Raw genomic sequence first — 26,383 nt, 5'->3', positions numbered from 1 at the left:
ACGGACTCAGGGAACTTCCTTCGGTCCCACGAAACGGGTGGCGGCGCTGGGTGAAGTTCGCGCTCGGGCCGCCAGTGCCCGCCCTGACAGGATTCGGCCAATCCCGGCCGCGCTGTGCTTCTGCTTCAGCAGCGGCGGCTTGCCGAAATGCGGGTCGTGACACTTCGTGCAATTCTCCACGCCGGGGCCGCTGTGAGCATCCTGACTCAGGTCGGACGGCGGATCGTGGCAGTCAATGCAGGTTTCGTAGACCGGCTGGATGAGCAGAGCCGGATTCTCGCTCTGATGCGGTACGTGGCAGAGGTCGCAGTCGCCATCGACCACGGGTGAATGACCCACGGCGTCGCTGAAGAAGCGTGGGTGGCAGGATTGACAGGCTTCGGCGTAATCGTCGCGGACTTGCATCTGCGCCGTGGGCTGGTGGCAGCTTTCGCACTGCCGGCCGACGTACGGACTGTGGCGCGAGACAAATCGGGGTCCGGGCGGAGCGGGGACGGCGGGCTTGGACGGCGATTCGCCCGCTGGTGTTTCGGTCTCCGCCTGCGCTGCCGGCTTTTCTTCGGGAACCTCGAAGAAGAAGTGCCGCAAACGATCCCTGCTGCCGGCCGAGCAACCCCAAATCACCAGGGCGACAAGCAGGGGCGACAGCACGATAACGGCGCGCATGACATGGTCCTCAAGAAAACGCCGCTCCGGACGTTCGCACTAACGATAAACACTGGGGCGCACCGATCAATAGGGCAGCGCGAAAAAATCGCGAAGCGCGGTAACCGCTCGGTGCTCGGTCGGTCGTGGCAAAAGGGCTGCACACCCGGCATCGATGCGGCCGGGGATTCGGCGCGTCCAGCGGGTGATACGCAGCGACGTGGAATCGTCACCGATGCGGTGAGCTTTCGTGTGAGTTCTTCATCGGCGCGGCAGGTCGATGATGTGCTGCGGCAGATTTCTGTTGCCATGCGTGGTGCGATCGCCTATACCAGCCGCCATCGGCGGCGCATCGGGCGATTCTTGAATGTCGACTCGCGCCGAGGCCGGGTGGAAGCGGCCCGAAGGTGATCGTATGGATGGCGCGGCCTGTTCACGTTGGCGCGGTTGGGCGGTAGTCACCAGGCTCAGGAGTGCGCCGCGTCGAACGCTTCGGGTGGTCTTTGCCGCAGGTTTCTCGGCCATGCTGTCGGCGCCGGCGACGGCGGACACACCAGACCAGGCCGACGGCACTTCCGACGCGCCGCCGCGCTTCCTGACCCTTAATCAACTCGATGCCTACCTGGAATTTGAAGGGGAATACAACCGCTCGCGCGTGTCCACCGACGCCCGCCGGCCTTTTTCCCGCGACCGACAGCAGCGCAACCGAGATTACATCTTCGAAGAGCGGATCGGCCTGTCCCTGCAGCAGACTCTCATCGATCCGAGCCTCATCATCCTCAGCAGCGATTTCAGCTTCGCCCTGACGCAGGAGCGATTCGAAGAGAAGATTGACGGTTTCGATCGGGTCGACAACGACAACGGGTACCTGGTTCACTACGATACGCGAATCGACCTGTTCCAGGGCAAGAAGATCTCGGGTTCAATCTACTCCCGCCGCAATGATCGGCGCATCGACCGCCGCTTCCAGCCCACCCTGAACGAGGAGCGGATCGGGTACGGGACGAGTTGGGTCTTCAGCGACGAGAAGCTCCCCATGGAGCTATCCTACGAATACCTGGAGACCGACCGCACGGGGAACCGGGACAAGCGCGACGACGAGCACTACACGGAAAGCACGCTGCATTACGGGGTGGAGTGGCTGATCACGCAGCGCCACAAGTTGCAGTTCTCATTTGAGCACGCGGACACGAAGCAGGAGTACCAGGGTCTGCGCGAGCCGTTCGAGACGCATCGCGACCTGTTCATTGTCGAGCACGATCTGGAGTTCGGTCCGGGCGGCAAACATTCCCTGCGAACGCTCCTCCACTGGCAGGAAGAAAGCGGCGATTTCGCACGCGACCTGTTCGAGATCGGCCCGCAATTGACCTTGCAGCACACGGATGATCTTCAGACTATATACAAGTATCAATTCAATCGCGAGCAGTATGAGAATCTGGACATTGACACCCACCGGGCCGATTTTCAGTTGGTCCATCAGATGTATACCAATCTGACGTCCACGTATGACCTTTTCGTGCTCTATGAGGACATCGAGGATGATGTCCGCACGACGCAATACGGCGCATTCGCCGACTGGCAGTACAATCGCCGCAATCCCTACGGCCATTTCTATGCGAATCTGCACCTGTCATACGATACCGAGGAAGTGGACGGTGGTGACGGCACCCGCGTGGTGCTCAACGAGTCGGGCACGCTGCGTGATCCGGTGGCGATCACCCTTCGCAATCGCGATGTGATCGACGCCAGTATCGTGGTGACGGACGTCACCAACCGCCGATTCTACCGTCGCGGATTGGATTACGCGGTCTACCACATCGCCAACGCCGTCCAGATCACGCGCATCCCCACGGGGCAGATTGCCGACGGGGAGACGGTGCTGATCGACTACAACTACCGTACGCCCGCCGACGGCCAGTTGGACACCATCCGCGTCGACTTGAGCGTCGAGCAACGCTTCACGGGCGGGTGGACGCCGTACTATCGACTTTCCTATCGCAACCAGGAAGACGAGCTCAGCACGGGATTCGACCGCCGCGCGGACCGGACGGATCACCATCGCATCGGCGTCACGTATGACCAGCCGCGGTATACACTCGGCGCGGAGTACGAGATATTCGACGATACCGTCGATCCCTATGACGCCTTTCACCTGGACGGGCGACTTCACGTGCTCCAACAGACGGATCATTCCTTCGATCTGGCGGCGCGGCTGTCGAGGCTGTTCTTCGACGGCGGGACATTCGATCGGGACGTGACCATGCTGGATATCGAGGCCGATCACCGCTGGCGGATGACGAACGCGTTGTCCACCGTCGGGCGCGTGGCGTATCGGTACCAGCAGGATTCGACGGCCGGCGATACGCGAGGATGGGACGTATCGGCGGGTATGGAATATGTCTCCGGCAACCTGTCGGGCGAACTGACGGTCGAGTATGATCAACTCAATCTGCCGGATTCGGACCAGGAGGATGTCGGCGTCTATCTGCGGATTCGCCGGGATATACCCAATGTCGTATCGCGCTGGTAAGTCCGTTTTCGGGGTCGCCCCGGCGATCAGTGCCGTGATTGTGGCACTGGCGATCGGCGGCTGCGCCCGGCCTCGCGGCGTGCTCTTCGAGCCGCCCGTTTCGCCGCGCGTCTGGCCTGCGCCTCCCGAGCAGGCGCGCATCCGCTACGTGGGCGCCATCTCGGGCAGCGACGATCTCAAGGCCTCGCGCAGCGGCGCGGAGGTATTGCAGGCGGCCCTGCGCGGACCGCGGCAACCCATCCGTTTCGTGAGCCCGCACGGTGTCGCCCGCGGTCCGAATGGCCTGCTCGCGGTTACCGATGGCGGTATTCCGGGCATCCATCTCATCAATCTGGATGAGCGAACGCACACGCTCGTGACCGGTTGGGCCGATCAGCACTTTCAGGTTCCGGTCGGCGTTACCTTCGCGGGGGATCGGGTCCTCGTGGCCGATGCCGCCCGGGGCGAAGTCGTTGAAGTGACGGCCGACGGTTCCTTTGTTCGCGCGATCGGATCGATTGAGCTGTCGCGTCCGGTCGGTGTGACATGGATGCCGTCGCGCGGAGAGCTTTTTGTCGTGGACGGCGGCGCCGATGCCATCCTCGTCTTTGACGAGGCCGGCCGATATCTGCGAACCGTCGGCGGTCCGGGCGTGGAGCCGGGCAAGTTCAATCGTCCCACGCATGTCGCCGCGCAGGGAGAAGTCCTGCTGGTGGCCGACGCGGCAGGCTTTCGTGTCCAGTTGCTCGACCCGATGGGCAACGCGTTGAGCGTATTCGGACAAAAAGGTGACGGCGCGGGTGATTTTTCGCTGCCCAAGGGGGTTGCCTTCGATCGCGGCGGGCACGTGTACGTGGTTGACGCCCAGTTCGAAAACGTCCAGATTTTCGATCGCCGGGGTCGTCTGCTTCTGGCATTCGGGCAGGAGGGGAGCGGCATGGGTGAGTTTTCGCTCCCCGCCGGCATTGCGATCGACAATGCGGATCGCATCTGGATTGCCGACGCGGGGAATCGCCGCATACAGGTCTTCGACTTTGTGGGAGCAGCCTCATGAGGTTCCCGGGCCGAAAGACAACCGCGGGGCTTGGCGTCCTGATGGTCGCCGTGCTCTGTCATCACGCGATGGCCGACGAGTCCGTGGTCAACTCCAAGCACGATCTTTCCGTGCGTGGCCCCGGTCCCATCCGCGCCGTGCAGGAGACGGAGATCTGCATCTTCTGTCACGCTCCGCACAACACCGCGCCGCAGACGCCGCTGTGGAACCGCGAAAACCCGCGGAGGTACTACCGCATCTATGAAAGCTCCACGACGGACGCGCGGATCGATCAGCCTTCGGGCCCGTCCAAGATGTGCCTGAGCTGCCACGACGGCACCATGGCCCTGGGAAACGTGCTCTCGCGGCCGCTGGCCGAACCCATCGTCATGACCGCCCGGACCATGCCGCCCGGCGAGAACGATCTGACCAACGACCTGTCCGATGACCATCCCATCGGCTTCCGCTACGACAGGGCGCTATCGAATGCCGATCCGCAGATCCGCGCTCCGGAGGTGGTCAGCCAGGATCTTCCGCTCGGCGTCCACGGGGAGATGCACTGCACGACGTGCCACGATCCTCACAATAACGAACTTGGTGAGTTTCTGCGGGTCACGGATCAGATGTCCGCCATTTGCCTTTCCTGTCATGACCTGAAAGGCTGGGAGCTCGGCTCGCACTCGGTCAGCACGAATCGCGTGGCCGGGCGGATCGTGGATCCCACGGAGCGGCTCAAATACCATACCGTGCGGGACAATGCCTGCGCGAACTGCCACAAGATTCACTCGGCTGATCAACCCGAGCGCCTCCTGCGCTTCCAGCGGGAGGAGGACAATTGCCTGAATTGCCACAGCGGTTCCGTGGCGGCGTTCAACATTGCCGCGGACATCGGCAAGCGATCCGCGCACGACGGCCGGTTCCGCACTGGGGTGCATGACGCCGCGGAGATACCGTTCGGCATGCGTCGCCACGCCGAGTGCGTCGACTGCCACAATCCCCACGCCAGCGGTCCGGATCGGTTGGGGGTGGTGCGGGGGACGATGGGGCAGACGGTGAAAGGTCCAAACCTGCACGTGAAGGGGATCACGCTGACGGGTCGCGAGACGGACGACGCCAAGTTTCTGTACGAGATCTGCTTCAAGTGCCACGCCGACGGTGTTGCCCGTCCGCGCCGCCCCGATATCGAGCGGCAGGTCGTGCAGACCAACGTGCGCCTGCAGTTCCAGCCGTCCAACCCCTCGTTCCACCCGATTGCCGCACCGCGGCGCAATGACGACGTGGTGAGCCTGATCGCTCCGCTCCGCGTGGGCAGCATCCTGTCCTGCATGGACTGCCATAACAGCGACAACTCGCGCTTTGCGGGCGGGACCGGCGCGAACGGCCCGCACGGTTCGATCTATGAGCCGCTACTGGTCCGCAATTATGAAACGGCGGACTTCACCGTGGAGAGCGCTCAGGCTTACGCTCTTTGCTATGAGTGTCATGATCGCCAGAGCATTCTGAATAACGAGAGTTTCCCCCTGCATCGGCGGCATATCGTCGACTTGCGGACGCCGTGCAGCGTTTGTCACGATGCCCACGGTGTGTACCGTGGGCAGGGTAACAGCACCAATCACAGCAACTTGATTAATTTTGACTTGTCCGTCGTGTTTCCTGTGACGGGTGTCGCCGGGGCGGGCATTGAATACCGCGACACGGGCCGTCTTTCGGGAAGCTGCACGCTCACCTGCCACGGGTTCACCCACGTGAACTTCCCCTATGCCAATCCGCGGGCAGGCGGAACGTCGCGGATTCAGACCACTTTGCGAGGTACCGGGCAATGATCATGCGACGACTGCTCTGGGTATTCACGGCCGCCGCGGTCGCGGGACTGACCGGGTGGGCGTTCGCCGGGATTGAAGGTTCCAAGCACGACTTCAGCGACAAACCGTGGTCGGGCGGCGATAAATGCAGCGCATGCCACGTTCCGCATCGCGAGAAGGCGCCGACGGCCGCGCCCCTCTGGGACCCCAACGCCGATCTGAACCGCGTCTTCGGGACGCCCATTACGTCTGACGCCCAGTCGGGCAGCGGGACGCTGTCGTGCCTGCGCTGTCACGACGGCACCATTGCCCGGGATTCATTCGGCGGCGACGACGGCGGACGTCGCAGCATTCCGACTCCGTACACGAGTCATCCGGGCTTCTTCAAGGCTGGCATCCGGACGGGAAATCACCCCGTCGGTGTCAAATACCCCCGGTTTGAAGACGGCTACAAAATGATCACGACGGTGACCGCGCGCGGCGATGTGATTCTACCGGCCGGTCGCGTGGAGTGCGTCTCGTGCCATGATCCGCACAACATGGCTGAACTTCCCTATATGCTGGTCGTAAGTAATGCGCGCAGTGCACTGTGTCTGACATGCCACAAGAAATGATCAACGTCCGTGCGGGAATTTCATCCTTCGTGCCCCGGCGCAATTTTCGGTGCGATGCCGGAGAAATGCGGGTCGTCCCCCCGGGCCGGGGGTATTTACTCCCGGTATTGCTCATCGTGTCAGCGGGCCTGTTCTCGGGATGTGCCGCGCATGCTCCATCCAAAGAGCTGGTGTATTTCCCTCCCCGACCTGCGACGCCGCGTGCCGTGCATCTGCTCTCGTTCGACCACATGGATGAGGTCGTCCGTCTGCGAGCGAACTGGATCGACGTCCTTCGCGGCGGTCGCGCCGCGCCGTATGCGGGAACACCGGCCGGTATCGCATTTCACGGCAGTTCTTTGTACATCTGCGACACCGATGCCAACGTCGTTCATGTATGGAATCTTGAAGAAGGGATTGCCGTGCGGCTGGGCGATGCGGGCACGAATGCTCTCGCCAAGCCGGTTGACGTAGCAGTCGGGGATGACGGCACGGTCTACGTTGCGGACACCGGCTTGGAGGAAGTTGTTTGCTTTGCGCCCGACGGATCAGCCGGCAAGCGATTCCGCCCCGAGGGTAAGGAGAAGTTTCAGCCCGTCGCCCTGGCGGTTCATGCGGGGCAGCTCTACGTCGCCGACGTCGCCGGTCTGACCATCGACGTTTTTGGCTCGGAGTCGGGCACTACAGCGCGCTCCATCGCTCTGCCCAGCGTGGATGACCGGAAGGTCTTCCCCGTGGGGCTGGCCTTCTCCGCGACCGGAAACCTCCTGGTCAGCGACGGTATGGGCTCACGTGTCGTGGAGATTGATGACGAGGGCAAGGTGTTGAAGACCATCGGCCGGCCCGGTGATCGTTACGGCGACCTTGGCCGGCCCCGGCATATCGATATAGGTCCCGACGGCGTACTGTACATCGCCGATGCGGCGTTCGCGCACGTTCACCTGTTCAACGAAGCCGGCCAGTTGCTCATGCTCATCGGCGGTGATCGGGGTGGACCGGCCGGTACGCCACTGCCCGTGAGCGTGGCCGTGGCCAAGAGCGTCCCGACGGCGATTGCCCGTCTGGTGCCCGCCGACTTCCAGCCGGCGTACTACATCTTCATTTCCAACACGGTTGGGTCGAAGCGGATCGCTCTCTTCGCCGTGGGCATGGGGAAATAACTCGCTCCCCGCGGCGCGTCCTGAATGGAATACATCGAATCATGAGCGGGTGAGTCCGCTTTTCTCAGGCGGACAGCATCTGCTCGGCTTCGGCCAGTTTTTCCGCCAGGTTGGTGCGGATCGCCTCGATGTGTGCGCTGCTGATGCCCACGCGCTCCAGCATCTCGGGACGGATGTTTTCGTTCTGAGCACTCAGGTAGAACCCGACCTTCTCCTGGCAGCAGAGCACGTCGGCCAGTTGGATCAACGTCGCCAGGTTCTGCAATTCGGGGCTGAGCGCCTCGGGGTTGTGATGGAAACCGACTGCGGCGCGCAGATGGCGGGGGAACTTCCACTTCGTGGTCAGCCCGACGCCGAAGGCCTGATGGTCCGCACCGATCAGCTTCCGCTCGGCTTCGAGCATGTTCGTCTTTCCGTCCATGCAGCGGTTGACCACGTTGGCGAACGCGTCGGCATAAGCCTGCCGCTCCACCATCATGCCGATGTCGTGAATCATTCCCGCGACGAATACCTCGTCGACGAGCACGTCGTGCGGTGCGGCCTTGGCGATGTCGGCCGCGACGACCGCGACGCCCACACTATGCCGCCACAGGTCCGATGCGCTGAAGTGCTCGCTGATCCGGCGACCCTTGAACAAACGGGCGATCGAGGCGGCGATGGCGATGTTCTTCACGGCCGAAAGACCCAGCAGGATAATGGCCCGGTCCACGCTGGCCACCTGCCCGGGAAGTCCGTAGAACGCCGAGTTCACGACCTTCAGGACCTTCACGGACAGAGCCGGATCGTTCTTGATGATGTCGTGCAGATCGCGGGCAGTGCTTTTGGGATCCTCCACGATCTGAATGATCTTGATGGTGATCTCAGGCAGCGTCGCGATGTCGCCGATCGATGCGAGCGCCTTGTCGACCACGGTCTTGGCGTTATCGGCAATCTGCGTCGACATAATGGTCCCCAGTTCCTCCTCCACGACCCCAAGCCGCGGTGGCTTCTTCTCGGGTTTATCGACACCAACCCGGGAGGGAATGAGTAGTTCCACTTCTGCGATCATCGGCCAGGATCGAGGTCTGCGGGAGGTGGCACCGATTATCGGACTCAGCGTAACGCAAGCGATTTGCGCCGGAATTCGTCCGTGAGGGGCACGCGCGCCAGAATCGCGGCAATCAGGGGGCCGACGGGTTTCGTGCCATAGACCGACGATCGCCCGGCACGTGGGCGAAGTCGCAGCGCCTGCTTGAGGCCTTCGGCAATCGACGGTTTCGACTCGCCCACATCGACTACGGCGCTGCCGCCACGCTCCCGGCCGGCCTGTCGCGTACCCACGTTGACCACCGGCGTACCTGCGAAGTTCGCCTCGATCACCCCGCTCGAAGAATTCCCCACCAGAACATCGGCGCTCATGAGCAGCCGCAGAAACCTGTCCCGCTCCAGGGAGCGATGCATCTGCTCCACGGCTTGCGGTCGCCGGCGTTGAAATGACTCCGCGGCGGCAATGATGCCCTCGTGCCCGCGGTCGGTATTCGGATAGATGATCGTCGATCGTAACCCGCGATCATGGATGGCCTGGAGGATCGTCGCCATCACCGCCCGCTCGCGCTGTGCCGAGCGTCCGATGGGGTGCTGAATGACCAATGCCCGATCGGACCGGCTGGTCGGTCGCGGGACTTCTCGAAGAAGCGTTCGGAGCCGGTCCAGACCCGGTGCTCCCACGAGATGAACGCGCTCGGGCGATTCCCTCATGCGAAGCAACCGACGCTTCGCCCCGGCGCTAGCGGCCAGGTGAACGTGTGCCAGCCGCGTAATGGCATGGCGAATTCGATCGTCCAGATCGCCGAGGGCCAGATCGCCGCCATGAATGTGGGCGAGAATGCGCCCGGTGGTCGTCGCCGCCAATGCTCCGGCGAATGCCTCGATCCGATCGCCGAGCACCACGACGATGTCCGATTGCGCCTCCTCCAGGAACGCGGCGATGCCCTTCACGCCGCCGGCGAGCCCGTCGGCTTGGTCCAGCGCCGAGTCGTCACCGCGCTGCATCCGTACCCTTGCCGCGATGGTGAACCCGTCACGGCGAATCACGTCCACCGTTCGGCCGAAGCGACGCAGCAGGTGCATACCGGTAACGACGAGCTGGAGCTCGAGATCGGGATGATTGCGGATGGCTTCGAGCGTGGAGGTGAGCAGGCCGTACTCGGCGCGCGTTCCGGTGACCACGGCGATGCGGCGCCGCCGTTTCAATCGCGGGCCGCGTGACTTCACCGGACCATATCCCACGACAAGACGGTGTCACGCGGAATGGCTCGGCTCGCGCGACGACCGATGAGTTGGACGAACTCCCGCGGGGAAATGCCCGTGCCGGGACGCTTCAACGTGAGCAGCTCGAAAGTCAGCGCATCGCCCTCGGCGATGTCCGCTGCCGCGACGACGCTCTTGCGGGCCACGTTGCGCACCTCGGTTTCTTCCGCCGCCATCCCCACGGCACCGCTACCAAGGGCCCCCTCCGCCGCCCGCACGTGCGAGACATAGTCGCGCCACTGCGCCGGCGTAAGGGACATGGCGTGATCGGGCCCGGTGAGTGATTGATCGAGGGTGATGTGCTTTTCCAGCAGACACGCACCGGCCGCTCTTGCCCAGGAGCCGGTCAGGGCGGACGTCGTGTGATCGCTCAGGCCCGCCGGCAAGTCGAACGCCCGGTGCAATCCGGTAATGGCACCCAGGTTGATCGCCTCCAGCGGCGTGGGGTAGCGACTCACGCAATGCAGCAGGACGAGCCGCTCGCCGGCTCCGCGCTGGCGCAGCCAGCCCACCGCCTCGCCGATTTCCCAACGCGTGGAGGCTCCCGTGGAGAGAACGATCGGCAAGCCCGTGGTTACGGCTGCGTCCAGAAGAGGCCGATTGGGCAAATCGGTCGAGGCAATCTTGATGGCGACGCTGCCCATCCGCTGCACGCGGGCGACATCGGCGATGCCGAACGGCGTCGCCAGAAAAGCGATGCCGCGCGCGTGACACCGTGCAACGATGCGCCCGTAGCTTTCGTCGGTCAGTTCCAGAGGAGCAAGCAGGGCGCGCTGGGACGCCGGTCCGCCGGCGGCGCGCTGATAGCCTGCGGTTGCCGCGTTATGTGTGACGAGGTCTTCCGCCCGGAATACCTGGAACTTCACGGCGTCGGCGCAGCCGTCCGCAGCCGCGTCGACAAGGGCGAGTGCCATACGCTCGTCGCCGTTGTGGTTGACGCCGGCTTCGGCGACGAGATACGCGCGTTGTCCAGGCCCGACGCGATCGTTGCCGATCGTCACGGCTCTGCCGCCGGATATGTTCGGCGCCCCTTCGGGGATGAGCGGATTTCGGAATTCAATCATGTTGCAACTCGTCTTTCGCCCGCAGGAGCGCTTCTGCCACATAGAGGTCCATCGGCCCGTCAACATCCACGGAGTCTTCCGCCTGCTGGACGATCGCCCGGCGGTCGCGCCCCAGGAACGCCTGATGGTCGTCCGGCATCTCTAGCGCGGCGAACAACGCAGCACGTGTAACCGCTGCAACGGCGCCGTCGTGATAATACAGCGGTTCCAGATCCTGCCGCCTGTAGATGCTGTTGGTTCGGTACTGACACATGCGGTCGCCGTCGAGGCGATGCAGCCAGTCGGGATGAAGCTTGGTGACCGGAGCCACGCTCCGTACGGAATCGGCGCCGCTTTGTTGCAGATGCTCGATGGCCCGGTCAATGAGTCCTCTCGCGCGGATCGGAATATTGCCGTAGAGCAGAACCACGGCGTCGATGGTCTGCCGGTGCCGCCGCTCCCAGTCGAGGACAGCGTGTCGCGCCGCGTCGTCTACCGTGGCCGTGTCCGTGGCCAACTCGGCGGGGCGGTCCACCACGTCGATGTTCGCTCGGCGTGCCAGTTCCTTGGCCGGCTCACTGTCCGTGGTAAGCACGAGGTCCGTCAGTCGACGGCTCGCGAGAGCATGGTCAAATGAATAGGTGATCAGCGGTCGGCCGCGAAGGGGGCGCATGCATTTCCCGGGCAGGCCCTTGCTTCCCGCCCGGGCGAGGATGATCCCGAGTACGGTCATGTCCGTCCCGCAGATTATCGGCTTGGCCGGGAACGTGGCTTGACCGCTTCGGGGACACGGGATGGCCGAATTCAGTTTGCGTCAGCGCAGACGCCACATGGCGTATTTGCCATGGCGCATAACGCATGCCCGGAAGCAGATGCTTTTTCGATGGAAGAATGGAAACTAGACCAGCGAATCCGCGAGTTCCGGCGCGAGCACTTCGCGCAGGCGCTCGATGGCCCGCTGCTCGATCTGGCGAACGCGCTCTTTGGTGACGCCGAAGCGCTGGCCGAGTTGCTCGAGGGTAAGCGGTGTTCCGTCACCACCCAGGCCGAAGTGTGCCCGGACGATCTCCCGTTCACGCTCCTCGAGCGCCATGAGACCCTCGCCGATGAGTTCCTGCACGCGGCGACGGTCGCTGGACTCGCCAGTAGCACCCGACGGCGCGGTGCAGGGCGCCGCGTCGAGCAGTTCCTCCTGCCCGGTTACGTAGCGCGCCGCCTGGTACTGCTCGGCCGGGATCGATCGGGCGTAGTTCTTCATGATCGCCCAGGAGGCGTAGGTGCTGAACTTGTTGCCCAGCGCGTAGTCGAATTTTTCCACGGCCCGCAGCAGCGAGACGTTGCCATCGCTGATGACCTCGAAGAACTGCGGTGACCAGCCCACGTGCTTCTTGGCGATGCTCACCACCAGCCGCAGATTCGCCCGGACGATGCGCTGGCGGACTTCGTCGGCGCGGGCCAACAGCACCTGGATCTCGCCGAATTCCTCCGTTGTCGCACTCAGTGTGTCCACGGACCGGAGCTGCATGGCGGCCTTGTATTTCAGGTAATTGAAGCGCCGGAACAGGTCGCGCTCCTGCTCCGTGGTGAGCAACGGTGTCAGGTAGAGCGACTGGAGATAACCCGGCAGATCCTTGGGGATGCGCGGGGAGGCCTCCGCCTCGGAAGGTGGCGGCTCCGGCGCATCCAATATCAGGCTGTCCGCCTGCGGTGCGTCGAACAATTCGTTGTGGATGTACTGTGGCGGCGATGCCACCCATCGCTGAAGTTGAACGCGCCGCAGCGCGGCGTAAATGTCGTCTTCCGAGACCTCCATTGTCGCGGCGATGGCGGCCGCACCCTTGCCCGATTCATGGGCGCGCCAAACGGCCAGATCGCTGTCGGTATGGATCGACTCCGCGCGGCCCGTGAACAGCGCTCGTGCGGGGTTGGCCTCGTCGTATCGACGGAGCGTGTAGCGCACCGTCTCCACCGCCCGGCCGGTCTCCTCCGCGATGGTCCGCGCCGCGGCATGCAGGCGAACGCGGCGCTTGGCCAGGAGTTCTCTCGCCCGGGCGACGATCTGCTCCCGTTCCTGTTCCGAGAGCTGTCGGAACGATGCGCCCTTCTCGACGAGATTCTTGTGGTGGCGGACGAACCGCTCTACGGTTCGCTTGAGGAACGCGAGGCGATTGACACCGTCCTCGAAGACGAGGCGAATGCCCATCAGGCCCCGATCGCGCCATCGACGCACGGTCTTGGTACTGACGCGAAGCCCCTCGGCCAGCTCCTGATGGGTCTGGAACGGCTCTCCAACCTCCGCGACGGTCAGGCTCGCCTTGCGGCTGATGAGCTCGGCCAGGGTGACCAGGTCGCTGACAAGCGCCTGTCCGGGAATGGACGCGCTGATCTCGGGTCCGCGTTTCTGGTAGCCCGTGATCCTGGCGCAGACGAATTCAAATGGATAGGCCCGATCAGGCTCAACCAGATCGAGGAGCGCTTCCACTCCCAGAATCTGCTTGATCCGCAATCTCCGCGGAGAGAGCGTGAGCTGATGAGCCAGCTCGGCCATGTCTTTGTTGTAGAACTTGGGCACGGCCTGTCCCCCTGGTCCCATTTGCGGTCATCGGCGGAACATGCCGATGACGCCGGGCCAATCGTCGGATCGATGCGGCGGCGGTCCCAACGGGTGTGTTGTGGAAGGCGGGGCCGACGCTTGGGGTCGGAAATCCGGTGCAACCGCTCGTATCCCACCGTGGATTATCGCCCGGCAGTTTTCCAAGGTCAACGCGGAGGGGGGCCACGGCGCTCGGAATCGAGGCGGTTCTTACAACATCCGACAATGCGTTTGCGCTGCCCGAGTACGTTTTTCACGATCGCTTTGCGCGAAAGTCAATCGCTGGTCTTCCATATGGCGCGAACAGGTACGGCCGGAGACTCGATTATGGCGAGCCCAATGCCGCGATGGCGTCGTTGTAGACACCGGTGTAGGGCTCATTTTCACGGCCCTTCAGAGCACTGCGGTACGCTTCGACGGCGTCTTTGCGGTAGTCCGTGTAGCCGAACAGGGCAAGGAGATAGTCCGCCCCCGCCTGCTGGGCGACATAGGTCCAGTGCCGGCGACCCTTGCGGTGGGCCTGCTCCAGAGTCCTCATCGCCTCGGAGATGAGCTCGGCACCGGCGCTGCGTGCCTCGTCGGCGTCGGCCCGGCGGGCGGCTTCATCCGCGCCAGGCAACATCAGCGGCTCTCTCGTAACCGCCAGGCAGGTGGCGTCGGCGTTGTTTCCCAGGTACTGATGAAGGCGGACCCAGGCGGCGGCGAGCAGCGCATCAGCTTCCTGAGCCCCGGCGGCCGCCTCCACGCCGTTGTCATCCAGGCGCGGCTTGAACGGCGATCGTTCCAGCGCGGCCGGTGCGATGCCTTCGGTGCGCTCGCGCGCCTGGCGGATCGATTCTCCAGCGAGCCGCGCGGCTGCGCCGGACGCCTTCGCGGATTGATCCAACTTGCCCAGAGCGGCGTCTTCGATCTCTTGTGCCTGCGACTCGATGTCATCGAGCAGCGTGTAAATGTCCTTGGCCTGGCTTCGGGCCTCGGCGATCGCCGACTCCGCCCCGCTGCGCAGTCCGTCGCGCGCCTGACGCAGCTTGACCAGGCGGTCGATGTCCTCGCCGAGGTTGTCCAGCTCGGCTTGGAGTTCGGCAACGCGAGTGGCCAGGATCTCGCGGTCCCCCTTGAGCGATTCCAGGCCACGTACGGTTTGCGGTTGGTCCGTTCCGGCTTGAACATATTGGCCCGTGAGGTAATCCTGACCGGGAGCGAGTCGTGCCGCGGGGATGTCGCCATATTGCAGCGTCTGCACGTCACGCTCCGCCTGGCGTCGTTTGGCGTCCAGCGCCATGAGATTTTCTTCGAATACGGCCGCAGCGTTCTCCTGCGAGAAGTCGAGCCCCTTCTCACGAAGCGCATCCATTTCCGCGCGGGCAGCGTCGAGCCGACTGCGAGCCGAAGCGAGCTTCGCTTCGGTCTGCCCAATCACCTCGTCCAGCGCGGCGAGCTCACCCTTGTGACGATCGAGATCGGAGGAACGTTCCCGCATGCGGTCTTTCAGCTCGTCAGTTTTCTCGGCCAGCTCCGTGCCCTCTGCGCGGCGGATCGCAGCCTGTGCCCCCAGGACTTCGTCGGAAAGCTCGACAAGTCGCTGGCGCAGCCGGGTTGCATCGTTTCGAACCAGACGCGCGCGGAGTGCGTCCGTCAATCCCTGGTGATAGAGGATGATACCCTTGAGGCGATTGGCTTCGGCATCGTTGCGTCCACTGACGTCGCCGTCACCAACGGCCATGGCCGCGCTGATTTCCTGGAGCGCCCTGTCGAGGAGCTTGCCATTGCGGGAATCAAGACTGTGCTGCTCGGAAAGTCCCTTGCGAGCCAGCCCCGCGATATTCCCGTAGCCGGGGGGGCGTTCGGGGCGGGGGGGATCGGCCTGCCAGTTCATGGGCTGGAAAGTCGTCCAGGCTTCCTCGTGTCGCTTCTGAAAGTAGTCGACGAAATCCTCTTCTTCGGCCAGTTCGTCCACATCCTCGAGGTCGACGTCGACGCCGCGCTGGGCCAGCTCATCGGCGATCGTTTGCGATTGTTCCAGCGACACGTTGAATTGCTCGAGCAGGCGACGGGCGCGCTCCACGTGGTCGGCGATCTGCGCCTCGGCCCGAAGACGGGACGGCGGCGCCGAAATGAACCACAGTCCGGCGGAGAACAGGATAACCGCTACGATCGCCACAACGGCCGCGAGGGGGGAAGGCTTCACGATCATCTCCGGCTTGCCGATCAGGTCACTCAAGGCAGGTCAACAGGCAAGACAACACACCCAGCCCGGGGGACGGCCTGTCTCTGTCGCCGAAACCCCTGGCGCAGGGGGGCATTCTAGCGGCGGATGCCGGGGTGGCCAAGTCGTCCCGGGTGGCAACTCCGGGCTACTTCGTTGCCGCCTCCGGCGGATCAACCTCGGCGATGTCCACCTTAATGGCCCCGATGCGGTTCAATAGGGGCAGGCTCAGATCGGCCAGCCCCGTGCTGTGCAGCGAGGAGGTGGCAAAGGTGAGTCGCGTGGGGCTGCATTGCGTCTCCCGCAAGGCGGCGTCCACGTCCAGCCATTGGCCGTCGATGTAGAACTGCGTCCACATGTGGTAGCCGAAAATGTCGTCCTGCCGGGCGAATACGGGGACGTAGGCCAAGCCCACCGCCACGCGCGAGGGCAGCCCATGCAGTCGACCCAGCGCCGCCAGCAGTACGCCGTGCTCGCTGCAATCGCCCTCCTTGGTCCGGCAGACCTCGTTGGCCGTGGCGAATCCGATGTTGAGGCTCTTTTCCTCAACATAATCAGTGACGAATTTCCGGAGTTGATCGGCCAGCTTGTAGGGGTCGGAAACGTCAGCTCCCGCAACGGCCTGCTCCGCGAGTTTCTTCAACTTCGGATCGTCGAGGTTCATCATCAGGTTGCTGCCGAGATACTCCTTGCGCTGTTCTGGTGACATTCCCGGCGCGGGGCTTGCCGCTGCGGCGTGCTCCTGGCGGATAACCGTCACCTCCATCGATCCATCGGGCAGCATCTTCACCTTCTGCGAATCCGTTTCCGGGAACGGCTCCAGCTTCAGATCCGGGACGGTCGTCGTCACCTTGTAGCGGATGCGGTTGGCGCGGGAACGGTCGATGCGGCGATCGGCCTTGATCGTCGTTTTCATGAACAGCTCGGGCGGAACGAAGTCGGCCAACGCCGACTTCTCGTCCGTGACGACCACTTCCAGTTCGCCGATGCCCGGCGCGGGAACCAGCATGCGCACGGGCAGGCCGCGCTCATCGACCCACGAGATCATCTCCATCGTTCCCGTGGGTGCGTTCATCCGCACGGTGACGCGCTGCCCCCGATGTGTCTTCCCCTGGGCGGAAAACTCCTCCCATTCGCCGACCGTGGTCTCCGCGGGGATGGCCTCGTTCGTCCTCAACTCGGGTGCATAGGTCTTTACCGTGTAATTGGTACCGGGCTTGAATCCGCGCACCAGCGATTCCCGGAGCAGCCCCCAGCTCATCAAGGCCCCTTCGGGAAAATCCAGCGTTTGTTTCGTCTCGGCCCCGAACTGCGAGGTGATCAGCGTCAGCCTGCCGTTCTGAACCGTGCCGCTCGTCGTGTTGCGAAATTGTGAAAGGTCCATTGTTGAAGAAAATGCCAACGGCCTGCCCATGATCGTTTCCGTCGACGACTGCTCCAGTTCGATCTTGATGGGCTGATCGGCCCGATCGATGGAGAAGTGCATGCGGCTGGAGCTCTGGATCTGGTCGCCCTCGCGCGTGATGTATGAGTGGGAGTAACCGATCTTCTGTCCGGCGAGATAGATCACGGCCCAATCGTCGGCGAATCGACCCTGCGGGGGGTTGTTCGGGTCGATGCGCTGATCCTCCGCGCGGGCGGAGGGAATTGCGAAGAAAAGGCAACAGGCAACAGGTAGCAGGCAACGGCCGAACGGAAGCCCGGATTGCTCAGATCGTTTCATGGACATGCAGTCGTCCCTTTGAATGTGTACAGACAGGCCCGGAGCTCATGGAAACAGCGCACGCGCCCTTTGTCGCGCTCATCGACAGGTCCGTTGCTCGCGACAGGGAAGTCAGGCCCGGCCTGTTGGATTATCGCCCGAACCACTTGCGGAAGGTGTACAAAGTCGTGTCGCGGCCGGCCTCGGCGATGGAGTCCGTCAGCGGGATTTCCTTCGGGCAGACCTTGACGCAGTTCTGGCTGTTGCCGCAATCGGCAATGCCGCCGACGCCTGCCAGTACGGCCAAGCGGTCATCGCGGTCCACTTTTCCCGTGGGATGCATGTTGAAGAGAATGGCTTGGGAAATCGCCGCCGGGCCGATGAACGTCGAATGCTCGTTGAACTGCGGGCAGGCCTCCACGCAGCAGCCGCAGGTCATGCAACGCGACAGCGGGTAGGCTTCCTCCTGAACCTTGGGCGACACGCGCGGGCCCGGTCCGAGGTCGTAGTAGCCATCCACATGGATCCATCCCTTGACCTTCTTGAGCGACTCGAACATCGCCTTGCGGTTCACCAGCAGGTCTCGGATGACGGGAAACTTGGTCATCGGGCGCAGCTCGATGCCGTCGCTCGATTCCTTGAGCAGAGCGTCCACCAGCGCCGAGCAGCCCTGGCGGACCCGGCCGTTGATGACCATTGTGCAGGCGCCGCAGACCTCTTCCAGGCAGCATGAGTCGTACGCCACCGGCGTCGTCTCCTTGCCGTCGACCGTAACCGGGTTGGCGGCGATGCGGAGCAGAACCGTGGTAATGTTCATCCCGTCTTCGTAGGGAAGCTCAAACGTCTCCCAATGGGAACCGTCTTGCGGGCCGTCCTGTCGCAGCACTTTCACGCGAAATGTCTTGGCCATGATACCCATGCCCTTTTTCAAATATCCGGACCGCGCCAGAGTCTGGGGGCGCGGACCCGATGCTTCTTACTTCGCCGTCGCCCCGACCGCGGCTCGCGACTCGCGCGGCCTCATCATTTCCCGCCAGGTTTCCTCGATGACCTCGGCGCCTTTCAGGCCATACGTCCGCGGGCGCGGCGGAATCAGCGAGGTATCGACCTCCTCGTACGAGAAGACCGGTCCATCGGGCGAATACTCCGCAATCGTGGACTTCAGCCACTGATCGGTTTGCTTCTTGAATGCCTCACACCATTTCCGGGCCTGCTGGCGCAGCTCGGCCGGGTCATCCGCATCGGGTGCGGGAATCGCGAAATCCGGCTTGTAGTGCGCTCCGCGACACTCGTCCCGCTTCAAGGCGCCTTCGGCAATCACCCGGGCAAGCATGAGCATCTCGCCCAACGCCCGCGTGAAGCTCAGATTCTGGTTGGTCCAGTTCCCCTTGTCGGACAGCGCGACTTTCTGATAGCGATCTTCGAGCTCACCGATCTTGTCCAGCGTGGCCTGGATTTCTTTGTTGTAGCGCACCACAGTGACGTTGCGCGTCATCCAGTCGCCAAGTTCCTGATGAATCTTGTAAGGATTCTCGTTGCCCTGGTTCTTAATGAGCCGGTCCGTCTCGTCGTGGCAGCGCTTTGCGGCGCCGTCGAAAAGCGAAACGGGAAGGTCTTGGGCGGAGTCCTTCCGCGACTTGAGATAGTTCTCGATGGACGGCCCGACAATCAATCCCGCGAAGATGCAACTGAGAAGCGAGTTGGCTCCCAGTCGATTGGCCCCGTGATATTGATAGTCCTGCTCGCCGACGACGAAGATGCCGGGGATGTTGCTGTGCTGATTGCGCGGCGAGCCGGGCACCAGACCGCCGGTCTTGTCATCGCGCTCGTAGTCGATCCACAGCCCGCCCATCGAGTAGTGCACCGCGGGAAAGATCTTCATGGGCACATGCCGCGGGTCAGCGCCCTGAAACTTCTCGTAGATTTCCAGGATGCCGTCGAGCTTCTTCTGCGTGGTCGGCTCCAGCTCGGTCACGTCGAGATAGACGCAAAGCCGCTCTTTCTCCACGCTCAACCCGTGATTCACGCAAACGTCGAAAATCTCCCGCGTGGCGATGTCACGCGGAACGAGGTTGCCATACTTCGGATAACGCTCTTCGAGGAAATAGTATCGTTCACTCGCGGGAATGCTGGTGGGATCGCGGTTGTCCTGCGGCTTGCGCGGCACCCAGACTCGGCCGCCTTCGCCGCGGGCGCTCTCGCTCATCAAGCGGAGCTTGTCCGTCCCGGGGATTGCCGTGGGATGGACCTGGATGAACTCGCCGTTGGCGTACTTGACGCCCGCCCGATAGACGCGACCGGCCGCGCCGCCCGTGCAGATCATGGACATCGTGCTGCGGCCGTAAATCAACCCGCACCCGCCGGTGGCCATGACCACGGCATCGGCCGCGAACGAGCGGATCTCCATGCTGAACATGTCCTGGGCGACGACGCCGCGGCATACGCCGTTGTCGTCGAGGATCGGTCCGAGGAAATCCCAATACTCGAACTTCTCGACCAGCCCCTCCGTTTCCCAGCGGCGGACCTGCTCGTCCAGCGCGTAGATAAGCTGCTGCCCGGTCGTGGCCCCGGCGAAAGCCGTTCGCTTATACAAGGTTCCGCCGAAGCGCCGCTGATCGCGGAGCCCCTCGGCCGTGCGGTTGAAGGGAACGCCCAGACGATCGAGCAGATCGATGACCCTGGGGGCCCAGTCGCACATCTCCTTGACCGGCGGCTGATGCTGAAGGAAGTCGCCGCCGTAGACCGAGTCGTCGAAGTGCAGCCACTCCGTGTCGCCCTGCTGGCGGGTGAGGTCGTTGACCGAGTTGATCCCTCCCTGGGCGCACACGCTATGCGAGCGCTTCACTGGAACCAGGCTGAGCAGGTAAACGTGGATACCCTGCTCCGCCAACTTCATCGTGGCCGCCAGGCCTCCCAGCCCTCCGCCGACGACGACTACATGCTTCTTGGCCATGATGCTCACCTGATTCTCGAATGAAACCCTGTTTCGCTCGTTGCTGATACCGGGCTTCCGCCTCGATCCTGCCTACGGAGTGGATGTCCTCTGCGCTGCCGGATGATCCACCAACGACGACTGCGTGGCACTTACCTCCTGCGTGGCGACCGACGTCGGTCGATGGTCGTCCGACGTCTTGAACGTGACGAACCCGCCCAGCGCGCCCAGTCCGACGGCTCCCAGAAGAATGCCGATCGTGGCGCAAATGTATCCCGATACCCGCTGCGACGCGGGCCGAATGGTAACGCCCCAGGTGATCAGCGCCGTCCAGATGCCGTTGGCGAAGTGGTACACCGCGCAAAGGATGCCCACGAAGTAGAACGGGGCGACCCACCAGGCGGATTGAATCGCTCCCGCTGTCGTGGAGGCCGCCTCGTGCGCATCAAACACCCCGCCGCCCAGCGGCTTGCCCAGCCAGTGCATCTGCCACACGTGGTAGAAAATGAAGACGAACGCGATGATGCCCGTGACGCGCTGGAGCGTATAGCGGACATTCGCGCCGTAGCCGTAATACTGCGTGTTCGATTTGCCGGTCAGCCAGATCTGGATCCCCAGTATTCCATGGAACAGCAGCGGAAGAAAGATGAAGGTGACTTCCAGGGGGACGACCAGCGCCCCGAGCTCGTGAATTCGTTCCACCTGCCGCTGGAACTCCGCGCCCGGCGGCTCGGACGGAGCCAGCACCATGCTGTTGCTCACGAGATGGAAGATCAGGAAGAAGCCGATCGGGATGATCCCCGTGAGCGAGTGGAGTCTGCGAATCAGGAAGTAGTACTTCTGTCCGAAGGAAACCGAGGCCGTGGAACTGTCCGACACGAGATACACCTCCAACGTCTTCGTGGGCGAGCCCAGCCTCTCCCCGCAAGGCATCCGAGCGACACCGCCGGTCGCGCACGGGACCCGGATTATAGTGCTCCCCAGTGCCCTAGCAATTGACGTACCGCCGAAACACGCATCTTCTCCGGCGGCTGGCTGTTTCAATCGATTCGCCGCCGAGCGTCGATGACGCACTCGATCCCGGTCAAGGAATGCCACCCATGCTTGACAGCGCCCGTCGCCCTTCTATCCTCGAATTTTCGTGCCGGTGGCGCCGCGCCAAACCGACCCTCAGGGCGATGCAACCCTCATGCAGCGCAAACCCTCGTCCGATCGATGCAGCCTGGAAGCCCGAGCCCTGGTCCTGCCGTCTTCGGCGGACTCCACGCGGACGAGATTCGTGGCGGCGCTCGTTCTCGCCGGGGGCGCCGCAATCCTATCCCTCGCGGCGGCGGTTCGCCCCGACCCGAGCGGCATGGGCACACATCGCCAGTTCGGATTGCCCCCGTGCAGCATGGTCGTGCTCACGGGTCATCCCTGCCCGACCTGCGGCATGACCACGGCATTTGCCCACGTCGTGCGGGGACATTTGCTCTCCGCCTTGGGCGCGCAACCGGCGGGCGCGATCCTGGCCTTGGCGACGCTTGCGTCCGTCCTCATGGCGGCCCGCGCGCTGGTTACGGGACGCGCACCCAGATTGCCCTTGTGGCTGACCCGCTGGGACCTGGTTCCCATGCTGATCGTTGCGTTGATCCTTCTGGGCTGGGGCGTCAAGATTGCCATGTTGGTCCTGAACGGTGAAGGCGGCGCCTGAGTTACCGTCGCGGAGTCGGAGGTATGCGAACGCTCACGTTGGTGGTTCTCGTCGTGGCCGTTGCCGCTTCCGGCTGTAACTGGCTGACACCGCTTGTGTTCGTGGGGGAGCACAAGAAGGAAGTTACGGCCGAGTTCGACAAGCTTCCCGGAAGCCGGGTCGCCGTGCTGGTCTGGACCGACCCGGCTGTGCTCTTCGACTATCCTTACGCCCGATTTGAGCTCGCGTCCTACGTTACGGAAAAGCTCACCACGGAATTCGGTTCCCGCAATCAGCGGATCGACTTGGTCAACGCCCGCGAGGTGGAGGATTTCGTGCGCCGCGATCCCGGTGTGGCCGTCGATCCGCGGACCGTCGGCCGCCAGTTCAATGCCGATTTCGTGCTTTATCTCGAAGTCATCGCTTTTCAGATTCGCGATCCGCGACAGCCTCAATTTCTTCAGGGGCGCATCGGGGCCTCCGTTGCCGTGTACGATATTCGTCCTGGCGCGGGCGCGGCCGATCGCTACGAACTCGCACCGGTCGAGGCGGTCTATCCGGAGGGCCAGCCGGTAGTGCTCAGCGCCACCAACGCTCCGCTGGTGCGCGAAATGACCTACCGGACGTTTGCCGACATGGTCGCGCGAAAGTTCTACAACTACACGGTTGAGATCCGATGACCGGCCGCGAATGCCTGTCCATGCCCGTTGTACGGCGTGTCGCCGCGATCCTGCTACCGTTGTGCATTCTTCCGGCCGTGTGCATTTCAGGCTGCGGCTACACCGGCGGGAAGCTTCTGTTCCTCTCCGGGTTCGGTCGCGGAGAGAAAATCAAGGCGGAGTACACGCTCACGGATCAGCCCGTGCTCGTTCTCGTCGATGATCCCACCTCGCGCGTCAATTATCCTCCGATGATACCCTTCCTGACCGAGGAACTGGGCCAGGAGCTTCTGCGACGCAAGGCGGCCCAGCGCGTCATTCCGCCCTCGACGCTCGACCGGCTGCGCCAGGAAGAACCTGACTTTGAGAAGCGCGGCGCTCGGGAGATTGGTCGCATGGCCGACGCGACTGAAGTGCTGTGGCTGCAAATCCGCGATTATCTCGCCGAAGAGGAGTTTTCCGACATCACCGCCGCGGCCTATGTCAGCGTTTCGGTGAAGGTGATTAACGCCAAGGAGGAGCGCGATCGCACGAAGGTCCGCCTCTGGCCGGAAAGTCCCGAAGGCCGCGTGATCACCGCCTCGCTGGACGGATCCACCGTCGCGCGGCTCAAGACGCGCAAGGCCATCGCCGAGGAGCTCGCCCGCAACTTGGCTGAGAACATCGCCAAGCTGTTCTATGACCACCGACTCGGCGACTTTGAGCGTCCCCAGCAATGATCTCCGTGCTGCACGTGCTGGATGCCTCCGCGAGCTGGGAACAGCGTCTCGCCCTGCGGCAGCTTCTCGATCACGCTCAACAAGCCCGAATCCGTCATTGCGTGATCTCCATCGGGCCCGCTGCCGAGTCGTTTCGCCATCAGTTCGATGGTCCGATTCGCACGATACCCGCGCTTGCCGGGTGGCCCGTCCTGGCGGCGCCCTTCGTCGCCCGGGCGGCGACCGATTGCCATGCTGATGTCATCCACGCCTGGGGAACGCGCCCGGCGATGGCGGCGCGATCGTCCGGGGATCGCCCCATCGTGGTGGAACGATTCGATCCGCGTATCGACGCCCGCGAGCGGAATCTGCTGCGCACCATCGCACAATCGGGCCGGACGGCTTTCGCATGCGCCGCGGAGATGGTCCGGCGGCGACTGGTCGAGGGTGGCGTTCCCGACGACCGCTGCGTCGTGATTCGACCCGGCGTCGACTTCAACCTGCTCAATCGTGCCCGCCGGGAACGGCCCCGCGAGTGCTTCGGATTGTCGCCGAACGAGCTCATTGTGACCGCGCCGGTCCCGGCGGTGCCGCGCGGCGGACAGCGTGAGGCGTTCCTCGCGGCCTGCTTTGCGGCGGCCGTGCGCGAGGGTATCCGATTCATTCTTCCGGGCGATTCTCCGGAGACCCGACGCATCCGCCGGCTCGCCGGGAACATGCCCGCCCTGTGCCGACCGATCTTTATGGGTGACGACGTTCCCGCCGAAGTGGCCTTCGCGCTGGCGGATGTCATGGTCGTGGCACCCGAAGATGATGCCTCCATGACCGCCGTGGCGTGGGCGTTCGGGGCGGGCGCAGCCGTGGTGGCCGTGGCCGACTACGCCGTCACCGAGCTCGTCGTCGCCAAGGTCAACGGCCTGCTCTTCAAGCGCCCCAGCCATGAATCCGCGGCGGTGCCCGCCGCTCGACTCATTCTGGACAGCGCCGCCCAGCGTAGCATTCGCGAGACCGCCCGCGGACAGGCGTACGAGATTTTCGGCGTTCGTCGCAGCGTCGAGCAGCACATGCGACTGTACGAAAACCTGCTCTCCGGTTCGCAACCTGAATCCGGAATCACGGATTCAGCCGCCGCAGGGTAAACTGGGGCAACGGCCTGGTGGCCTATCTCTCCGGAATGGTGGCATGATTTGCTCGCTGCAAGTATTGCTTCCCAACCGCCAAGACGGTGGGCCGCCCGGCGGCCAGTGAGAAGCCCACAATGAACCCAGACCGGCCTACCTGCCCGAAGTGCAATTCGCGAGAAGATGTGCGGAGGGTGCGAACCTTGCCCAACTTCCTGTGCTCGCTGCAGAATGGCTTGATCCTGAAGGTCCGCCGTGCGTTTGCTGCAGCAGAACTACCCGTGCGGTATCCTTGCACCACTTGCGGGTATACATTTACCCAGTTCTCCGCAATTCGAGAGAGCCTGCGATGCCCGAAATGTTCGTATAATCTTCGCGGCAATGTCTCCGGCAGGTGTCCCGAATGCGGGACGCCGATTCCGCCTCGTGTCCTCGACAGGCTCTCTGGTACGCCCACCGAGTGATAACGACGTTCATGTGGCGGGAGACTTCGCTTCATGCCTGCACTCAGCCAAAGGATCGCACGCCGGTCGTTCGTGGCAGGATTGCTCAATATCCCGTTCTGCGCCGAGTACGCCAACGCCTTTCTTTACGGGATGGGAGTGGGTTTTTTGGTGGGCGACACGGGCCGGCTGTTCCCTTTAGGCCTGCCCTATGTTAACCTTTCTACTGCGGTCATCGGCGCCTTCTTCGGACTTCTGTCCGCGCCGGCCATCGGAATATGTTTCCGACGCCCGCGACGTTTCTGTTTGGCCCTGGCGATCGCCTTCCTGGCTGGTGTCCTGATTTGCTTCCTTCTAGGCGCACTTCAACCGATCAGGGTGGACCTTGCCCTGATCATTCTATGCGTCCTCACTTACATGGCATGCGCCTTTATCATTTCTCGGAGGATGGAGCCGATCTGCCGGCGCGGATTCTGCTCGCAATGTGATTACGACCTTACCGGGAACACATCTGGGAACTGCCCGGAATGCGGCCAGCCAATCAGACAGTCCAAGGACGACTGGTCCCGCTACGCCCGATGATCTTCTCGCCCGCGCATTTCCATTCAAGTTCAAAATCGGCGGTATACCGGGTGCCGATACGCCATTCCGCATTCACCTACGCGCGTTCGTATTTGATCTCCATGGCCTTGGACTCCTTTCCGTCCGGGCCGGAGAAGTACATCTCCAGATCGTGATGGTCATCATCGTGCAGCGTGATGACCGAGCGTTTGCTCAAGGGTTGCTTGGTTTGTGGATTGGTCATCTCGCCGACCATCGTCCAGACCTTACCCGACGATTCGATCGCCCCCACTTCCGTTTGCATCATGGTCGAGGCGTTGTCGATCCAGAATCCCTCGTACTTTCCCGTTGTGTTGTTGAAGCCCCAGTAGCCGTGTCCCTCGAAGGGGGGCATGGGCTGACCCTGCTGGTCGCCGCGGTAATCCTGCTTGAGGAAACGTCCGCCCAGGACCCAGGAGTTGGTCATCACGCCGGTGCTGACCATGGGATCGCCCGGGCCCATCCACAGCTTCACCTGCGCTTTGAAGGTTCCCACGAATGGCTCGAGCTTCTTGTGATGGTCCGATACGCCGTCCTGCGGCATGCAATCCGAATTCGACACGACTCACGCTCCTCTCAAAGAACTCCGGCAACCGCTCGCCTACGAAGTTCGGTTATTGTAAGGTGCCGCACGCCCCGAGGCAAGAACTTTTCCGGCACACCCCGCCGCGTCGCGCCAACCA

Annotated in this window: 22 protein-coding genes; 10 read left to right on the top strand and 12 right to left on the bottom strand. The window is 63.2% G+C overall.

What is annotated here, in order from left to right; translation table 11 throughout:
* Positions 1–6: 6 nt before the first annotated feature.
* The gene (locus J5J06_02475; GenBank protein ID MCO6435934.1) at positions 7–666 is read right to left on the bottom strand and encodes a hypothetical protein; all 660 of its coding nucleotides are present in this window, start codon (positions 664–666) and stop codon (positions 7–9) included.
* Positions 667–1,141: 475 nt separating this feature from the next.
* Between J5J06_02475 and J5J06_02470 the strand changes: the two genes are divergently transcribed.
* The 5 genes from J5J06_02470 (at position 1,142) to J5J06_02450 (ending at position 7,742) form a co-directional block, all read left to right on the top strand.
* A complete protein-coding gene (locus J5J06_02470) occupies positions 1,142–3,175 on the top strand; it encodes a hypothetical protein (protein ID MCO6435933.1) in 2,034 nt (677 codons plus the stop codon).
* Positions 3,156–4,208, top strand: a complete 1,053-nt coding sequence (locus J5J06_02465) for a 6-bladed beta-propeller (GenBank protein MCO6435932.1) — start codon at positions 3,156–3,158, stop codon at positions 4,206–4,208. The genes J5J06_02470 and J5J06_02465 overlap by 20 nt, the downstream gene beginning before the upstream one ends.
* Entirely contained in the window at positions 4,205–6,010 is a 1,806-nt protein-coding gene (locus J5J06_02460) for a hypothetical protein (protein ID MCO6435931.1), read from the top strand. The genes J5J06_02465 and J5J06_02460 overlap by 4 nt, the downstream gene beginning before the upstream one ends.
* On the top strand, positions 6,007–6,603 hold the full coding sequence (locus J5J06_02455; GenBank protein ID MCO6435930.1) for a cytochrome C: 597 nt from the start codon (positions 6,007–6,009) through the stop codon (positions 6,601–6,603). Before J5J06_02460 ends, J5J06_02455 begins: the two co-directional genes overlap by 4 nt.
* A gap of 65 nt (positions 6,604–6,668) precedes the next feature.
* Positions 6,669–7,742 (top strand): hypothetical protein, encoded by a 1,074-nt coding sequence (locus J5J06_02450; GenBank protein MCO6435929.1) that lies wholly within the window; start codon positions 6,669–6,671, stop codon positions 7,740–7,742.
* A gap of 64 nt (positions 7,743–7,806) precedes the next feature.
* On the opposite strand, the gene J5J06_02445 is transcribed toward J5J06_02450, so the two are convergent.
* The 10 genes from J5J06_02445 to J5J06_02400 all read right to left on the bottom strand — a co-directional run bounded on the left by J5J06_02445 (position 7,807) and on the right by J5J06_02400 (position 21,386).
* The gene (locus J5J06_02445; protein ID MCO6435928.1) at positions 7,807–8,790 is read right to left on the bottom strand and encodes an HDOD domain-containing protein; all 984 of its coding nucleotides are present in this window, start codon (positions 8,788–8,790) and stop codon (positions 7,807–7,809) included.
* Positions 8,791–8,834: 44 nt separating this feature from the next.
* Complete coding sequence (gene neuC, locus J5J06_02440; GenBank protein ID MCO6435927.1) at positions 8,835–9,995, bottom strand: UDP-N-acetylglucosamine 2-epimerase (hydrolyzing); 1,161 nt, start codon at positions 9,993–9,995, stop codon at positions 8,835–8,837.
* Entirely contained in the window at positions 9,992–11,095 is a 1,104-nt protein-coding gene (locus J5J06_02435) for an N-acetylneuraminate synthase family protein (GenBank protein MCO6435926.1), read from the bottom strand. The genes neuC and J5J06_02435 overlap by 4 nt, the downstream gene beginning before the upstream one ends.
* Complete coding sequence (locus J5J06_02430) at positions 11,088–11,807, bottom strand: acylneuraminate cytidylyltransferase family protein (protein ID MCO6435925.1); 720 nt, start codon at positions 11,805–11,807, stop codon at positions 11,088–11,090. Before J5J06_02430 ends, J5J06_02435 begins: the two co-directional genes overlap by 8 nt.
* 165 nt (positions 11,808–11,972) lie before the next feature.
* Positions 11,973–13,646, bottom strand: coding sequence for a sigma-70 family RNA polymerase sigma factor (locus J5J06_02425; GenBank protein MCO6435924.1), 1,674 nt, complete (start codon positions 13,644–13,646; stop codon positions 11,973–11,975).
* Positions 13,647–13,992: 346 nt separating this feature from the next.
* The gene (locus tag J5J06_02420) at positions 13,993–15,855 is read right to left on the bottom strand and encodes a hypothetical protein (GenBank protein ID MCO6435923.1); all 1,863 of its coding nucleotides are present in this window, start codon (positions 15,853–15,855) and stop codon (positions 13,993–13,995) included.
* Between the two features lie 166 nt (positions 15,856–16,021).
* Positions 16,022–17,602, bottom strand: coding sequence for a transglutaminase domain-containing protein (locus J5J06_02415; protein ID MCO6435922.1), 1,581 nt, complete (start codon positions 17,600–17,602; stop codon positions 16,022–16,024).
* Positions 17,603–17,726: 124 nt separating this feature from the next.
* A complete protein-coding gene (gene sdhB, locus J5J06_02410) occupies positions 17,727–18,485 on the bottom strand; it encodes a succinate dehydrogenase iron-sulfur subunit (GenBank protein ID MCO6435921.1) in 759 nt (252 codons plus the stop codon).
* A 66-nt stretch (positions 18,486–18,551) separates the two neighbouring features.
* On the bottom strand, positions 18,552–20,528 hold the full coding sequence (sdhA, locus tag J5J06_02405; GenBank protein ID MCO6435920.1) for a succinate dehydrogenase flavoprotein subunit: 1,977 nt from the start codon (positions 20,526–20,528) through the stop codon (positions 18,552–18,554).
* A gap of 72 nt (positions 20,529–20,600) precedes the next feature.
* Entirely contained in the window at positions 20,601–21,386 is a 786-nt protein-coding gene (locus J5J06_02400) for a succinate dehydrogenase (GenBank protein MCO6435919.1), read from the bottom strand.
* A 310-nt stretch (positions 21,387–21,696) separates the two neighbouring features.
* Between J5J06_02400 and J5J06_02395 the strand changes: the two genes are divergently transcribed.
* The 5 genes from J5J06_02395 (at position 21,697) to J5J06_02375 (ending at position 25,682) form a co-directional block, all read left to right on the top strand.
* On the top strand, positions 21,697–22,200 hold the full coding sequence (locus J5J06_02395) for a DUF2752 domain-containing protein (GenBank protein ID MCO6435918.1): 504 nt from the start codon (positions 21,697–21,699) through the stop codon (positions 22,198–22,200).
* A 23-nt stretch (positions 22,201–22,223) separates the two neighbouring features.
* Positions 22,224–22,859 carry a hypothetical protein gene (locus tag J5J06_02390; protein MCO6435917.1) on the top strand — a complete coding sequence of 212 codons (636 nt, stop codon included), beginning with the start codon at positions 22,224–22,226 and terminating at the stop codon, positions 22,857–22,859.
* Positions 22,856–23,557 (top strand): hypothetical protein, encoded by a 702-nt coding sequence (locus tag J5J06_02385; protein MCO6435916.1) that lies wholly within the window; start codon positions 22,856–22,858, stop codon positions 23,555–23,557. Before J5J06_02390 ends, J5J06_02385 begins: the two co-directional genes overlap by 4 nt.
* Positions 23,554–24,675, top strand: a complete 1,122-nt coding sequence (locus J5J06_02380) for a glycosyltransferase (protein MCO6435915.1) — start codon at positions 23,554–23,556, stop codon at positions 24,673–24,675. The genes J5J06_02385 and J5J06_02380 overlap by 4 nt, the downstream gene beginning before the upstream one ends.
* A gap of 479 nt (positions 24,676–25,154) precedes the next feature.
* Positions 25,155–25,682: a hypothetical protein gene (locus J5J06_02375; protein ID MCO6435914.1), complete on the top strand. Its 528-nt coding sequence runs from the start codon at positions 25,155–25,157 to the stop codon at positions 25,680–25,682.
* A 76-nt stretch (positions 25,683–25,758) separates the two neighbouring features.
* Here J5J06_02375 and J5J06_02370 read toward each other — a convergent pair whose 3' ends face one another.
* The gene (locus J5J06_02370; protein MCO6435913.1) at positions 25,759–26,262 is read right to left on the bottom strand and encodes a DUF1579 domain-containing protein; all 504 of its coding nucleotides are present in this window, start codon (positions 26,260–26,262) and stop codon (positions 25,759–25,761) included.
* Positions 26,263–26,383 lie beyond the last annotated feature (121 nt).

Source organism: Phycisphaerae bacterium (genome assembly GCA_024102815.1).
In the GTDB taxonomy this organism is placed as follows: Bacteria; Planctomycetota; Phycisphaerae; order UBA1845; family UBA1845; genus JAGFJJ01.
This window is presented reverse-complemented; position numbering and strand designations above follow the sequence as displayed.

What these genes read in the sequence shown, in the direction of transcription:
- sdhA (MCO6435920.1), bottom strand. Translation starts at nt 20,528, where the DNA reads ATGGCCAAGAAGCATGTAGTCGTCGTCGGCGGAGGGCTGGGAGGCCTG.
- J5J06_02375 (MCO6435914.1), top strand. Translation starts at nt 25,155, where the DNA reads ATGCCTGCACTCAGCCAAAGGATCGCACGCCGGTCGTTCGTGGCAGGA.
- J5J06_02455 (MCO6435930.1), top strand. Translation starts at nt 6,007, where the DNA reads ATGATCATGCGACGACTGCTCTGGGTATTCACGGCCGCCGCGGTCGCG.
- J5J06_02435 (MCO6435926.1), bottom strand. Translation starts at nt 11,095, where the DNA reads ATGATTGAATTCCGAAATCCGCTCATCCCCGAAGGGGCGCCGAACATA.
- J5J06_02430 (MCO6435925.1), bottom strand. Translation starts at nt 11,807, where the DNA reads ATGACCGTACTCGGGATCATCCTCGCCCGGGCGGGAAGCAAGGGCCTG.
- J5J06_02445 (MCO6435928.1), bottom strand. Translation starts at nt 8,790, where the DNA reads ATGATCGCAGAAGTGGAACTACTCATTCCCTCCCGGGTTGGTGTCGAT.
- J5J06_02450 (MCO6435929.1), top strand. Translation starts at nt 6,669, where the DNA reads ATGCGGGTCGTCCCCCCGGGCCGGGGGTATTTACTCCCGGTATTGCTC.
- sdhB (MCO6435921.1), bottom strand. Translation starts at nt 18,485, where the DNA reads ATGGCCAAGACATTTCGCGTGAAAGTGCTGCGACAGGACGGCCCGCAA.
- J5J06_02415 (MCO6435922.1), bottom strand. Translation starts at nt 17,602, where the DNA reads ATGTCCATGAAACGATCTGAGCAATCCGGGCTTCCGTTCGGCCGTTGC.
- J5J06_02475 (MCO6435934.1), bottom strand. Translation starts at nt 666, where the DNA reads ATGCGCGCCGTTATCGTGCTGTCGCCCCTGCTTGTCGCCCTGGTGATT.
- J5J06_02390 (MCO6435917.1), top strand. Translation starts at nt 22,224, where the DNA reads ATGCGAACGCTCACGTTGGTGGTTCTCGTCGTGGCCGTTGCCGCTTCC.
- J5J06_02465 (MCO6435932.1), top strand. Translation starts at nt 3,156, where the DNA reads ATGTCGTATCGCGCTGGTAAGTCCGTTTTCGGGGTCGCCCCGGCGATC.
- J5J06_02395 (MCO6435918.1), top strand. Translation starts at nt 21,697, where the DNA reads ATGCAGCGCAAACCCTCGTCCGATCGATGCAGCCTGGAAGCCCGAGCC.
- J5J06_02380 (MCO6435915.1), top strand. Translation starts at nt 23,554, where the DNA reads ATGATCTCCGTGCTGCACGTGCTGGATGCCTCCGCGAGCTGGGAACAG.
- J5J06_02385 (MCO6435916.1), top strand. Translation starts at nt 22,856, where the DNA reads ATGACCGGCCGCGAATGCCTGTCCATGCCCGTTGTACGGCGTGTCGCC.
- J5J06_02460 (MCO6435931.1), top strand. Translation starts at nt 4,205, where the DNA reads ATGAGGTTCCCGGGCCGAAAGACAACCGCGGGGCTTGGCGTCCTGATG.